The organism is Streptomyces sp. NPDC002734 (assembly GCF_040295685.1).
Lineage (GTDB): Bacteria > Actinomycetota > Actinomycetes > Streptomycetales > Streptomycetaceae > Streptomyces.
In genome coordinates, this window is the sequence record NZ_JBEOVU010000048.1 from 26,788 (window position 1) to 39,775 (window position 12,988).

Annotated in this window: 9 protein-coding genes and 1 tRNA gene; 8 read left to right on the forward strand and 2 right to left on the reverse strand. The window is 71.1% G+C overall.

Annotated features, from left to right (window positions below; translation table 11 throughout):
* The first annotated feature begins 10 nt into the window (after window positions 1-10).
* Entirely contained in the window at window positions 11-1,825 is a 1,815-nt protein-coding gene (glmS, locus tag ABT026_RS29935; protein WP_351118327.1) for a glutamine--fructose-6-phosphate transaminase (isomerizing), read from the forward strand.
* A 391-nt stretch (window positions 1,826-2,216) separates the two neighbouring features.
* On the opposite strand, the gene ABT026_RS29940 is transcribed toward glmS, so the two are convergent.
* Window positions 2,217-2,747 carry a universal stress protein gene (locus tag ABT026_RS29940; protein WP_351118328.1) on the reverse strand — a complete coding sequence of 177 codons (531 nt, stop codon included), beginning with the start codon at window positions 2,745-2,747 and terminating at the stop codon, window positions 2,217-2,219.
* 1,103 nt (window positions 2,748-3,850) lie between these two features.
* Between ABT026_RS29940 and ABT026_RS29945 the strand changes: the two genes are divergently transcribed.
* The 3 genes from ABT026_RS29945 to ABT026_RS29955 all read left to right on the forward strand — a co-directional run bounded on the left by ABT026_RS29945 (window position 3,851) and on the right by ABT026_RS29955 (window position 6,195).
* The gene (locus ABT026_RS29945) at window positions 3,851-5,092 is read left to right on the forward strand and encodes a GlxA family transcriptional regulator (RefSeq protein ID WP_351118329.1); all 1,242 of its coding nucleotides are present in this window, start codon (window positions 3,851-3,853) and stop codon (window positions 5,090-5,092) included.
* 305 nt (window positions 5,093-5,397) lie between these two features.
* Window positions 5,398-6,000 carry an oligoribonuclease gene (gene orn, locus ABT026_RS29950; RefSeq protein ID WP_351118330.1) on the forward strand — a complete coding sequence of 201 codons (603 nt, stop codon included), beginning with the start codon at window positions 5,398-5,400 and terminating at the stop codon, window positions 5,998-6,000.
* A 122-nt stretch (window positions 6,001-6,122) separates the two neighbouring features.
* Window positions 6,123-6,195: transfer RNA gene (locus tag ABT026_RS29955), tRNA-His, on the forward strand.
* A gap of 113 nt (window positions 6,196-6,308) precedes the next feature.
* Here ABT026_RS29955 and ABT026_RS29960 read toward each other — a convergent pair.
* A complete protein-coding gene (locus ABT026_RS29960; RefSeq protein ID WP_351118331.1) occupies window positions 6,309-7,367 on the reverse strand; it encodes a LacI family DNA-binding transcriptional regulator in 1,059 nt (352 codons plus the stop codon).
* A gap of 435 nt (window positions 7,368-7,802) precedes the next feature.
* Between ABT026_RS29960 and ABT026_RS29965 the strand changes: the two genes are divergently transcribed.
* The 4 genes from ABT026_RS29965 (at window position 7,803) to ABT026_RS29980 (ending at window position 12,701) form a co-directional block, all read left to right on the forward strand.
* Window positions 7,803-9,119, forward strand: coding sequence for an ABC transporter substrate-binding protein (locus ABT026_RS29965; RefSeq protein ID WP_351118332.1), 1,317 nt, complete (start codon window positions 7,803-7,805; stop codon window positions 9,117-9,119).
* A gap of 5 nt (window positions 9,120-9,124) precedes the next feature.
* Window positions 9,125-10,132, forward strand: a complete 1,008-nt coding sequence (locus ABT026_RS29970; protein ID WP_351118337.1) for a carbohydrate ABC transporter permease — start codon at window positions 9,125-9,127, stop codon at window positions 10,130-10,132.
* Window positions 10,133-10,144: 12 nt separating this feature from the next.
* Window positions 10,145-11,065 carry a carbohydrate ABC transporter permease gene (locus ABT026_RS29975; protein WP_351118333.1) on the forward strand — a complete coding sequence of 307 codons (921 nt, stop codon included), beginning with the start codon at window positions 10,145-10,147 and terminating at the stop codon, window positions 11,063-11,065.
* 112 nt (window positions 11,066-11,177) lie between these two features.
* Window positions 11,178-12,701 carry a GH1 family beta-glucosidase gene (locus ABT026_RS29980; protein WP_351118334.1) on the forward strand — a complete coding sequence of 508 codons (1,524 nt, stop codon included), beginning with the start codon at window positions 11,178-11,180 and terminating at the stop codon, window positions 12,699-12,701.
* Window positions 12,702-12,988 lie beyond the last annotated feature (287 nt).

Below are 12,988 nucleotides of genomic sequence, written 5' to 3' on the forward strand. Positions count from 1 at the left end.
ACCACACCACATGTGCGGAATTGTCGGGTACATCGGCAAGCGTGACATCGCCCCGCTGCTCCTCGAAGGCCTCGCGCGCCTCGAGTACCGCGGCTACGACTCTGCCGGCATCGCCGTCACGGCCCCCAAGGGCGGGCTGAAGATGGTCAAGGCCAAGGGTCGTGTCCGTGAGCTGGAGGCGAAGGTGCCGGCCCGTTTCAAGGGCACGGCCGGTATCGCGCACACCCGTTGGGCGACCCACGGCGCGCCGTCCGACGTGAACGCGCACCCGCACCTCTCCGCCGACGAGAAGGTCGCCGTCGTCCACAACGGCATCATCGACAACGCCTCCGACCTGCGCCGCAAGCTCGAGGCGGACGGCGTCGAGTTCCTCTCGGAGACCGACACCGAGGTCCTCACCCACCTGATCGCCCGCTCCCAGGCCACGACCCTGGAGGAGAAGGTCCGTCAGGCGGTCCGCCTGATCGAGGGCACCTACGGCGTCGCCGTGCTGCACGCCGACTTCCCGGACCGGATCGTCGTCGCCCGCAACGGCTCGCCCGTCGTGCTCGGCATAGGCGAGAAGGAGATGTTCGTCGCCTCGGACATCGCGGCCCTGGTCACGCACACCCGTCAGATCGTCACCCTGGACGACGGCGAGATGGCCACCCTCACCGCGGACGACTTCCGCACCTACACCACCGAGGGCACCCGCACCTCCGCCGAGCCGACCACCGTCGAGTGGGAGGCCGCCTCCTACGACATGGGCGGCCACGACACGTACATGCACAAGGAGATCCACGAGCAGGCCGACGCCGTGGACCGCGTGCTGCGCGGCCGCATCGACGACCGGTTCTCCACCGTGCACCTGGGCGGGCTGAACCTGGACGCCCGTGAGGCGCGCCAGATCCGCCGCGTGAAGATCCTGGGCTGCGGCACCTCGTACCACGCCGGCATGATCGGCGCGCAGATGATCGAGGAGATGGCCCGCATCCCCGCGGACGCCGAGCCGGCCTCCGAGTTCCGCTACCGCAACGCGGTCGTGGACCCCGACACGCTGTACATCGCCGTCTCCCAGTCCGGCGAGACCTACGACGTGCTCGCCGCGGTGCAGGAGCTCAAGCGAAAGGGCGCCCGCGTCCTCGGCGTGGTCAACGTGGTCGGCTCCGCCATCGCCCGTGAGTCGGACGGCGGCATCTACGTCCACGCCGGCCCCGAGGTCTGCGTGGTCTCCACCAAGTGCTTCACCAACACCACGGTGGCCTTCGCGCTGCTGGCCCTGCACCTGGGCCGCACCCGCGACCTGTCCGTCGCCGACGGCAAGCGGATCATCGCCGGTCTGCGCCGTCTGCCGGAGCAGATCAACGAGATCCTCAAGCTCGAGGACGAGGTCAAGGAGCTGGCGCAGGAGTTCGCCGACGCCCGCTCGACGCTCTTCATCGGCCGCGTCCGGGGTTACCCGGTCGCCCGCGAGGCCTCGCTGAAGCTCAAGGAGATCACCTACATCCACGCCGAGGCCTACCCGGCCTCCGAGCTCAAGCACGGTCCGCTGGCCCTGATCGAGCCGGCCATGCCGACCATCGCGATCGTGCCGGACGACGACCTGCTGGAGAAGAACCGCGCCGCCCTCGAGGAGATCAAGGCCCGCAGCGGCAGGATCCTCGCGGTCGCGCACCGGGACCAGGAGAAGGCCGACCGGACCGTCGTCGTCCCGAAGAACGAGGACGAGCTGGACCCGATCCTGATGGGCATCCCGCTGCAGCTGCTCGCCTACCACACGGCGCTGGCGCTGGGCCGGGACATCGACAAGCCGCGCAACCTGGCGAAGTCGGTCACCGTCGAGTAGCCGGCCACGGTGGGGCGGTCGGCACCCTCACCCTCGGGTTCGCCCTCGCCCTCGCCCCTGAACGGCGAAACGGTCCCTGTGCGCCACCATGCACAGGGACCGTTCCTTTCCCTTGGGCCGGAGCCGCCCGAATCCTCCGGCCCTGGCTGCCGTTTGCGGTGGCCGTCACCCCACGGCGGCCGGCAGCCGGTTTCCGTGTCGGTGTCATTCCCCCGCCACGACGCCGAACACGCCGTACGCGCCGGTAGCTTGGGCGCGGGCGTACACAACTCCGCGTGGAGTCGCCGGTGTTCGGCGGATGCGGCGGTGGACGGCGGCCGATGCGGCCGGTGTGCCGGGCGGGGCGCCTCGGGCAGGGCGCGCGAACGCCCAAGGCGTGCGCGGGAGTCGCTCAGGGGATGACGACCACGGGCCGCTGCGCCCGCTTGGCCAGCCGGCCGGCGACCGAGCCGAAGACGCGGCTGAGCAGTCCGTGCGTCGAGCCCACGACGATGGCGTCGGCCTCGTACTCCCGGCCGACCTCCTCGAGTTCGTGGCAGATGTCCCCGCCGCGCTCGACCAGGATCCACGGCACCTCGGCGAGGAAGTCCGAGCAGGCGAGCTCCAGGCCGAGCACCTCGGTGCGGTGGTCCGGCACGTCCACGAAGACGGGGGGCTCGCAGCCGGCCCAGACCGTGGTCGGCAGGCGGTTGGCGACGTGCACGATGATCAGCCCCGAACGGGACCGGGTCGCCATGCCCACGGCGTAGGCGAGGGCGCGCTCACTGGACGTCGAACCGTCGAAGCCGACGACCACCCCGTGCTTGAAGGCGGGGTCGCAGGGATGAGGACGCAGCTCTTCCGCCGCGAGGGGATCGGCCGCCGTCGGTTCGGCGACCGGCCGCTTGCGGTCCGCTGGATCGGTGTATTCGTGACCGGCCATGACTGTCTCGGCGTAGTGATCCTCGTTGGGGCGACGTGAGCGGCGGAGCTGTGTCCGGGATCCATCTTCCCGTCCCCATACCCTTCAGGGTACGGCGGCAAGCGTTCCCGGGCCCTTTTTCTGCCGCCTCCGGGGGGAGATCCGCAGGTCCGGACGGGTACCGGCAGTTGCCGGTGGCAAGGCTTCACCCGGCTGCCCGCTCCGCGAGGGCCCGCCGGGATTCTCCGGAGCATGCATGAGCCGACGCCTCCCGCGCAATGTTGGCTGCGCCGTACAGGCGGTTCGGCCGCCGTCCGGCCCGGCCACGTGGCCCCGCTCCGCGCCCGCCGAGAGGCTCCGGACACCTGCTGCCCGGCCGCCGTCCGCCACGACGCCCCGCTCCGTCCGTCACGACGCCCCCCTCCGTCCGTCCGACGCCATCACCCGTACGGCCGACGCCCGCCGGGGCGCCCGCAGCGTCGACAGACCCCCAGGCCAGGCCGGGGAAGCAGGGCCCTCACCTCGGTCGCCGCCACCCCGCGACAGGCGGCGGTTCCACGCCACGACGCGCCGGCAACCGGCCCGGCACGCCCGCAGACCTCACGGCGACGCACCACGACACGCCACCGCACAGGGGGCGCGGTGCCACACGCGCACCACAGGTCACGTGCGCCACGGGGCACGCGGGGCGCACGGAGGCACGTCGGACCGCCTGCCGCGCACCCCCTTGCGACTGACCGGTTTCCGTTCCGGCCGCCGAACACTTTCAGCCAACTTCCCGGCCACCGCACACCCGTGCCGAAACGTCCCCCCAACCACCGTTCCACCAGGGCAAAAAGGGTGCGGACCGACTCAGGTACCCTACGCGGATTGGCCACCGGCGCACGGCGCGCTTCTCCGCCCCCTCCCGCGCCGCGACCCTTCGTGATCGAATGCTTTACGCCAAGTTGCCATGTCGACATTCCGGCGCTTGTCCAACTGGGCTTCCCGGCAACGCCGGACACAGTAGATTCGATCTTGACTGTCGTCCGGCTGGGGATTCGTTCGGGACCGAGGGGAAACGTGCTGGAACGAGAGACCCGTCCAGTGAGAGGCGCCGCGACCACCGAGGGGGGCTTAGCAGGATGAGCCACGACTCCACCGCCGTGTCGGACACAGCCGTCAGAAAGCTGTCCGGCCGGCGCCGCAAGGAGATCGTCGCGGTACTGCTGTTCAGTGGCGGACCGATCTTCGAGAGCTCCATTCCGCTCTCGGTGTTCGGGATCGACCGGCAGGACGCCGGCGTACCGCGATACCGGCTGCTGGTGTGCGCCGGCGAAGAGGGACCGCTGCGTACCACGGGGGGCCTGGAGCTCTCCGCGCCGCACGGCCTCGACGCGATCGGCCGGGCCGGCACCGTGGTGGTGCCCGCGTGGCGTTCGATCACCTCCCCGCCCCCCGAGCAGGCACTCGACGTGCTGCGCCGGGCGCACGAGGAGGGGGCCCGCATCGTCGGCCTGTGCACCGGGGCGTTCGTGCTGGCCGCGGCCGGTCTGCTGGACGGGCGTCCGGCGACCACGCACTGGATGTACGCGCCCACGCTCGCCAAGCGCTACCCGTCGGTCCACGTCGACCCGCGGGAGCTCTTCGTCGACGACGGCGACGTGCTGACCTCGGCCGGGACCGGCGCCGGGATCGACCTGTGCCTGCACATCGTCCGCTCGGACCACGGGAACGAGGCGGCCAACGCGCTGGCCCGCCGCCTGGTCGTGCCGCCCCGCAGGGGCGGCGGCACCGGGCACGCGGGCGGAGCGGGAGGCGGGGCGGCGCAGGAGCGCTACCTCGACAGGTCTTTACCCGAGGAGATCGGCGCCGACCCGCTGGCCGAGGTCGTCGCCTGGGCGCTGGAGCACCTGCACGAGCAGTTCGACGTCGAGCAGCTGGCGGCACGCGCCTACATGTCGCGGCGCACGTTCGACCGGCGGTTCCGCTCACTGACCGGCAGCGCCCCGCTGCAGTGGCTGATCACCCAGCGGGTGCTCCAGGCGCAGCGGCTGCTGGAGACCTCCGACTACTCGGTCGACGAGGTCGCCGGCCGGTGCGGCTTCCGCTCGCCGGTGGCCCTGCGCGGGCACTTCCGGCGCCAGCTGGGGGCCTCCCCGGCGGCCTACCGGGCCGCGTACCGGGCCCGGCGTCCGCAGAGCGAGCCGAGCGTCGCCGTGGAGCACGGGCCGTCCGCCGGTATGCCGCAGCAGGGTCCGGGCACCCAGCAGCTGTCGGCGGACCCGCCGCCGCTGTCCGGGGCTCCGGGCGTGCCCTCGCAGTCCCGGCGTCCCGCCGAGAACGGTGAGGTCCTCCCCCGGCCCACCCTGCCCGGTCGCCGCTGACCGGCTGAGCCGCAGGACGAAAGGGGCGCGCCACGGCGCGCCCCTTTCCCCTTTCCCGGCGGCCCCCGCCTCGGCCCGGGCGGGGCGCACCCCGTGGTCGGGCAAAGGCAGGGCGCCGGACCTCCGGCGGGCACGGCCCGCCGCGCGAGCGGCAGGCGCGGTCTTGACGCACGGTCGGACCCCGGAGGCACGCCCCCCCCCGCGCGCGGGTACGCGCGGTCCCGGCGGAGCGGGCCGCGCCCCCTTCGCGCACCGGCTCGTACGGCAGCGCATACGGTCACCGCGCCGCCCCGTAGGGTGGACGTATGAACGATCGCATGGTGTGGATCGACTGCGAGATGACCGGCCTCTCGCTGTCCGACGACGCTCTCATCGAGGTGGCCGCCCTCGTCACCGACTCCGAGCTGAACGTGCTCGGCGAGGGGGTGGACATCGTCATCCGCCCGCCGGACTCGGCGCTGGAGACGATGCCGGAGGTGGTGCGCCAGATGCACACCGCGTCCGGTCTGCTGACCGAGCTGGCCGGCGGCACCACCCTGGCCGACGCCGAGGAGCGGGTCCTCTCCTACATCCGTGAGCACGTGAAGGACCCCGGCAAGGCCCCGCTGTGCGGGAACTCCGTCGGCACCGACCGCGGCTTCCTGCTGCGGGACATGCCGACGCTGGAGTCCTTCATGCACTACCGGATCGTCGACGTCTCCTCGGTGAAGGAGCTGGCGCGCCGCTGGTACCCGCAGGCGTACTTCAACGCGCCCGAGAAGGCCGGCAACCACCGCGCCCTCGCGGACATCCGGGAGTCCATCGCGGAGCTGCGCTACTACCGCGAGGCGGTCTTCGTCCCCCAGCCCGGCCCGGACTCCGCCACCGCCCGCACCATCGCCGCCAAGCACGTCGTCTCCGGCGGCTGACCCGCCCGGCGCCCCTCGGCGAGGGGCGCCGGAAAAGGGCGGCGCGAGCACCCCTTCCGACCCTGTACACTTTTTCTCGGCCGGTCGGAAAGAAACCGCAAGGTACCGAACCGCCGGTCATGGTGGGTGTAGCTCAGCTGGCAGAGCACCTGGTTGTGGTCCAGGATGTCGCGGGTTCAAGTCCCGTCACTCACCCTGAAAGAAGGCCCTCGGGTCGGTGGAAACACCGGACCGAGGGCCTTCCTCGTTTCAAGACATGGAGACATCCCCGCGCCCGGGGGCGTCCGGGGCATGAAGCCCCGAACGCCTCAGGACGACTGGCGCAGCACCAGCTGGGTGGGCAGAACGGTCTGGACCCGGCGAATTCCGGCCGGGACCCGCTGCCGCGGTTCGCGGGTGGCCGTCTCCTCCAGCAGCAGGTCGGTCATGACCCGGCCCATCTCCGTTATGGGCTGCCGGACGCTGGTCAGCGGCGGGTCCATGTGGCGGGCGATGGCGGAGTCGTCGTAGCCGACCAGGGCGACGTCGTCGGGGATGCTCCGCCCGGCCTCCCGCAGCACCTGCCGGGCGCCGGCCGCGGTGACGTCGGAGGCGGCGAAGACGGCGTCCAGGTCGGGCCGGCGTTCCAGCAGGGCCGCCATCGCGCGACGGCCGCCCTCCTCGCTGAAGTCGCCGGGTTCGACCAGTCCCTCGTCCTCCGCGAGGCCGGCCTCCGCGAGGGCGGTGCGGTAGCCGTCGGTGCGGCGCTGGGCGCCGTACACGTCGAGGCGGCCGGTGATGTGGGCGATCCGGCGGCGGCCCCGCTCGATCAGGTGGGCGGTGGCCGAGCGGCCGCCGCCGTGGTTGTCGGAGTCGACCGAGGCCAGCGGCTCGTCGGCGCTGCGGGGACCGCTGATCACGGCGGGAATGCCCAGCTCGGAGATCATGTCGGGCAGCGGGTCGTCGGCGTGCACCGACACCAGCAGCACGCCGTCCACGCGGTGCGCGGCCAGGTACTGGGCCAGACGCTGCCGTTCGCGGTCGTTGCCCGCGAATATCAGCAGGAGCTGCATCTCGGTGTCCGTGAGGGCGGTGCCGACGCCCCGCAGCATGTCGGAGAAGTACGGCTCGGCGAAGAAGCGGGTCTCCGACTCCGGGACGACCAGGGCGATGGCGTCGGTCCGGTTGGCGGCCAGCGCGCGGGCCGCCGTGTTGGGCACGTAGCCGAGCTCGGCGACGGCCGCCTCCACGGCGGCGCGGGTGGCCTCGCTGACGCTGGGCGAGCCGTTGATCACGCGCGAGACCGTGCCCCGGCCGACACCCGCCCGGGCCGCGACCTCCTCAAGGGTGGGTCGCCCGCCGCTTCGGCCTCGTCCGTGGCTCGCCATCCGCCGCCTCCTGTTCGTACCGGTCCTGGAATCTAACAGCCGTTCCGGGCATTCCCGGGTCCGGCCACCGCAATGTGCTGCGTGGGCCGCCGACCTTGGCGCGTCCTCGACCCCTTGCGGGGCAGGGGTCTACGCGCGGAGCGCCGCCCGGAGGTGACAAGTATCCGCACGCTGCCGCGCGTTGACCGGGTTCTCCCCATTCGGTAACACCCTGATAACCCCCGCAAGATCCAGGCGTCACTTCCCTTGACACCCCCGCCGGGACCCGGGACTCTTCAACACATCACTTCTGGGAGCGCTCCCACGCGCTCTCACGGTACCTGACCCAAACCCAACCCACGCGTTCCCCGCCCGCGCCGCAGCAAGAAGATCAGAGGTCGCCAGTGACCTTTGGCCCGGGGGTAGGCACGTTCAGGGCAATCAGGAGGGACGACCATGCGCGCCATTCGAACCGCCCGCCACAGGGCAGTGGTTCTCGCAACGGTCGCGGCGCTCGGCGCCGGACTGCTGGCCGGCTGCGCCGACGACGGCAAGGACGAGGACGCCACCTCGTCCGGCAACAGCGACGGCAAGACCACCATCACCGTCGGGCTGTTCGGCACGTTCGGCTTCAAGGAGGCGGGGCTGTACGACGAGTACATGAAGCAGAACCCCGACGTCCAGATCAAGGAGACGGTGGTCGAGCGCAACGAGAACTACTACCCGGCTCTCGTCAACCACCTGACCACCGGCAGCGGCCTCCAGGACATCCAGGGTGTCGAGGTCGGCAACATCGCCGAGATCACCGCCACCCAGGCCGACAAGCTGGTCGACCTCTCCAAGTACGGCAAGAAGGGCGACTTCCTGGAGTGGAAGTGGGCCCAGGGCACCGCCAAGGACGGCAAGACGGTCGCCCTCGGCACCGACGTCGGCCCGATGGCGATCTGCTACCGCAAGGACCTCTTCGAGAAGGCGGGCCTGCCCACCGACCGCGAGGAGCTCGCGAAGCTGTGGGAGGGCGACTGGGCGAAGTTCGTCGACGTCGGCCGTGACTTCAAGAAGGGCGCGCCCAAGGGCGTCACCTTCATGGACTCCCCCGGCGGTCTGCTGAACGCCGTCCTGTCCAGTGAGACGGAGAAGTTCTACAACGCGCAGGGCGAGGTCATCTACAAGACCAACCCGGCCGTCAAGGACGCCTTCGACCTCACCGCCGACGCCGCCAAGGAGGGGCTGATCGGCAAGCAGGTCCAGTTCCAGCCCGCGTGGGACACCACCATCGCCAAGGGCAAGTTCGCGGCGATGTCCTGCCCGCCGTGGATGCTCGGTTACATCGAGAGCAAGTCCGAGGCCTCGGCCGCGGGCAAGTGGGACGTCGCCAAGGCGCCCAAGGCCGGCAACTGGGGCGGTTCGTTCCTGGCCGTCCCGAAGGCCGGCAAGAACTCCGAGGCGGCCGCCAAGCTGGCCGCGTGGCTGACCGCCCCGGAGCAGCAGGCGACGCTCTTCGCCAAGCGCGGTTCCTTCCCGAGCGCCCCGTCCACCTACGAGGGTGACCAGGTTCTCGCCGCGAAGAACAAGATGACCGGCGAGGCCCCGATCGGCCAGATCTTCGGTGACGCGGCCAAGTCCGCCCCGGTCCAGGTGATCGGCGCCAAGGACCAGATCATCCAGCAGGGTCTGACCGACAACGGCGTGATCCTGGTGACGAAGGGCAAGACCGCCGAGCAGGCCTGGTCCAACGCGATCAAGACCATCGACAACAACCTGGAGAAGTGACCGGTATGCCTTCCCGGCACTCCATTGCCGCGCCCCCCGTCAAGGGGGGCGCGGCCCCGGCCGGTTCACGTCCGGCCGGCAGCGCCCCGGAGGACGACCGACAGCGGGCCAAGCTGTCCCGCCGCTGGCAGCGGGACCTGCGCTGGAGCCCGTACGCCTTCGTCGCCCCGTTCTTCCTCCTGTTCATCGCCTTCGGTCTGTTCCCGCTGCTCTACACCGGCTGGGCGTCGTTCCACACGGTGGAGCTGACCGCGCCCACCGACATGGAGTGGGCCGGCCTGAAGAACTTCGTCCGGATCTTCGACGACGAGTTCTTCTGGAACGCGGCCCGCAACACGCTGTTCATCGGCATCGTCTCGACGGTCCCGCAGCTCGCCATGGCGATGGGCATCGCCCACCTCCTCAACTACAAGCTGCGCGGCTCCACGTTCTGGCGTGTCTCCATGCTCGCCCCGTACGCCACCTCGGTGGCCGCGGCGACGCTGGTCTTCGTCCTGCTCTTCGGCCGTGACTACGGCATGATCAACTGGGCGCTGAACTTCCTCGGCATCAACCCGGTGGACTGGCAGGTCGGCTGGGCCTCCAAGCTCGCCGTCTCCACCATCGTCATCTGGCGGTGGACCGGCTACAACGCCCTGATCTACCTGGCCGCCATGCAGGCGATCCCGCACGACCTCTACGAGTCGGCCGCGCTCGACGGCGCCTCCCGCTGGCGGCAGTTCTTCCACGTGACGCTGCCGTCGCTGCGCCCGACGATCCTGTTCACCGTCGTGGTCTCCACCATCGGCGCCACCCAGATCTTCGGCGAGGTCCTGCTCTTCGACGCCAGCAAGGGCGCCTCCGGCGGTGGGGAGCACGACTTCCAGACCCTCGGCCTGTACCTGTACGAGCAGGGCTGGGTGAACCAGCACCTGGGCCGCGCCTCGGCGATCGCCTGGACGATGTTCGCGATCCTGATCGTGATCGGTCTGGTGAACTCCGTCATCTCGCGCCGGCTGCGCACCAGTAGTTAAGGAGACCCGGCCGTGACGACGACCCTGACCCCGCCGCAGCAACCGGCGCCCGAGAAGACACCGGGCACCAAGGCCCCCCGGCGCCGCGGACCCAAGTCCGCCCGGGCGGGCGGGCACTTCCATGCCGGTCCGCTCACCTACGTGCTCCTCGCGCTGTTCACGCTGGGATCGCTCTTCCCGCTGTTCTGGACGGCTGTCGCCGCCTCCCGGGACAACTCCCGGCTGGCCCAGTCGCCCCCGCCGTTCTGGTTCGGCGCCAACCTCTTCGACAAGGTCGAGGCGGCGTGGGTCGACGGCAACCTCGGCGAAGCCTTCATCAACACCACCTTCGTGGCCGGCACCTCGGCGCTGACCATCTGCTTCCTGTCGACGATGGCCGGCTTCGCCTTCGCCAAGCTTCGCTTCAAGGGAAGCAACGCGCTGCTGCTGGTCGTGATCGGCACCATGATGGTGCCGCCGCAGCTCAGCGTGATCCCGCTGTACATGATGGTGGCCAAGCTCGACTGGTCCGACCAGCTCCAGGCGGTGCTGCTGCCCTCGCTGGTCAACGCGTTCGGCGTGTTCTTCATGCGCCAGTACCTCATCCAGGCTCTGCCCGACGAGCTGATCGAGGCGGGCCGGGTGGACGGTGCGAGCACCTGGCGCATCCTGTGGCACATCGTGTTCCCGATCGCCCGGCCCGCGATGGCGGTGCTGGCGATGCTGAAGTTCGTCGAGACCTGGAACGACTTCCTGTGGCCGTTCCTCGTCCTGACCCAGCACGGCAGTCCGACCGTGCAGGTGGCGCTGGCCGGACTCGGCCGCGGCTACACCCCGGACCAGGCCCTCATCATGGCCGGCGCACTGCTCGGCACGCTGCCGCTGCTGCTCGTCTTCGTGATCTTCGGCAAGCAGATCGTGGGCGGCATCATGCAGGGCGCCGTCAAGGGCTGATCACTCCGCGGGGCCGGCCCCTGTCCACAGGTGGCCGGCCCCGCGTTCCCGCTCTTCCCCTTCCCCCCTTCCGCCCACGGTCCCGCCGTGACCACTTCATGGGAGCGCTTCCATGCCCGATTCCGCACAGGTCTCCTTCCCCCCCAACTTCCTCTGGGGATCGGCCACGTCCTCCTACCAGATCGAAGGCGCGGTCCGTGAGGACGGCCGTACCCCCTCCATCTGGGACACCTTCAGCCATACCCCCGGCAAGACCCACGAGGGCGAACACGGCGACGTCGCGGTGGACCACTACCACCGGTACCGCGACGACGTGGCCCTCATGTCGGACCTCAACCTGAACTCCTACCGCTTCTCCGTCGCCTGGCCGCGCGTGCAGCCCACCGGCCGCGGTCCGGCCGTGCAGAAGGGCCTGGACTTCTACCGCCGCCTGGTCGACGAGCTGCTCGCCAAGGGCATCGCCCCCGCCGTCACCCTCTACCACTGGGACCTCCCGCAGGAGCTCGAGGACGCGGGCGGCTGGCCCGCGCGGGAGACGGCCTACCGGTTCGCCGAGTACGCGGCGATCGTCGGCGAGGCACTCGGTGACCGCGTCGAGCGGTGGATCACCCTGAACGAGCCCTGGTGCGCGGCCTTCCTGGGCTACAGCTCCGGCGTCCACGCCCCCGGCCGCACCGACGGCGAGCTGGCCCTGCGCGCCGCCCACACCCTGAACCTGGCCCACGGCCTGGGCACCTCGGCGCTCCGCTCCGTGATGCCGGCCCGCAACCAGGTCGCCGTGGCGCTCAACTCGCACGTGGTGCGCACCGTCTCCGACGACCCGCGCAACCTCGAGGCCGCCCGCCGGATCGACGACCTCGCCAACGGCGTCTTCCACGGTCCGATGCTGCACGGCGCCTACCCGGAGACGCTCTTCCCGGCGACCGCCTCGGTGACCGACTGGTCCTTCGTCGAGGACGGCGACCTCAAGCTGATCCACCAGCCGCTGGACGCGCTGGGCCTGAACTACTACACCCCGGCCACGGTCGGCCACGCCGGCACCGCGCCGGAGGACGGCCCCGCCACGGACGCGCACGGCACGGGCGACTTCTCGCCGTGGCCGGGCGCGGAGGACGTGGTCTTCCACCAGAGCCCGGGCGACCAGACCGCCATGGGCTGGACCGTCGACCACACCGGTCTGTACGACCTGATCATGCGCTACCAGCGCGAGGTCCCCGGACTGCCGATCTACATCACCGAGAACGGCGCCGCCTACGACGACGTCAAGGACGTGGACGGCCAGGTCCGGGACCCCGAGCGGGTCGCCTACCTGCACTCCCACCTGTCCACGGTGCGCCAGGCGATGGCCGACGGCGCCGACGTGCGCGGGTACTACCTGTGGTCGCTGCTGGACAACTTCGAGTGGGCCTACGGCTACTCGAAGCGCTTCGGCATGGTCTACGTGGACTACGCGACGCAGGAGCGCACGCCGAAGGCGAGCGCCCTGTGGTACGCGCAGGCCGCGCGCACCGGCACGCTGGCCGACCCGGTGGTCGAGCCGGTGGCCGTGCCCGTGGAGCCGGCCACCGTCCCGGTCGAGATCGCGGTCGAGCCGGCGGCCAAGGCCGCCGCTGAGCCGGTCGCCGACGCGGGCTGACGGCTTGGGCGGCCCGCGCGAGGGGACGGGCCGCCCTTGTGACGTGCGGTCCGGGTCCTCGCCGCACTTCCTCCCCGCCACCGGCGGAGGCGCGGACCGCGCGAGGGAAAAGCCCGTCTCCGGTGCCGACCAGGTCACCGGGGGCGGGCTTTCCCGTCGGCGTACCGCCCTCGCCGACGTGGGGGTCGCGGGCTAGGGCCTGTCCGGCGGATCATGCCGTTCTTGCTGCCGGTTCGCATGTCAGCGGGCCTGAGCGGGGTCTGGTGCGTGCGGCTGCAAGGCGGAGG

Bases quoted from the DNA above. Each gene is read 5' to 3' on its own strand.
- glmS (WP_351118327.1), top strand. From the start codon at position 11: ATGTGCGGAATTGTCGGGTACATCGGCAAGCGTGACATCGCCCCGCTG.
- ABT026_RS29940 (WP_351118328.1), bottom strand. From the start codon at position 2,747: ATGGCCGGTCACGAATACACCGATCCAGCGGACCGCAAGCGGCCGGTC.
- ABT026_RS29945 (WP_351118329.1), top strand. From the start codon at position 3,851: ATGAGCCACGACTCCACCGCCGTGTCGGACACAGCCGTCAGAAAGCTG.
- orn (WP_351118330.1), top strand. From the start codon at position 5,398: ATGAACGATCGCATGGTGTGGATCGACTGCGAGATGACCGGCCTCTCG.
- ABT026_RS29960 (WP_351118331.1), bottom strand. From the start codon at position 7,367: ATGGCGAGCCACGGACGAGGCCGAAGCGGCGGGCGACCCACCCTTGAG.
- ABT026_RS29965 (WP_351118332.1), top strand. From the start codon at position 7,803: ATGCGCGCCATTCGAACCGCCCGCCACAGGGCAGTGGTTCTCGCAACG.
- ABT026_RS29970 (WP_351118337.1), top strand. From the start codon at position 9,125: ATGCCTTCCCGGCACTCCATTGCCGCGCCCCCCGTCAAGGGGGGCGCG.
- ABT026_RS29980 (WP_351118334.1), top strand. From the start codon at position 11,178: ATGCCCGATTCCGCACAGGTCTCCTTCCCCCCCAACTTCCTCTGGGGA.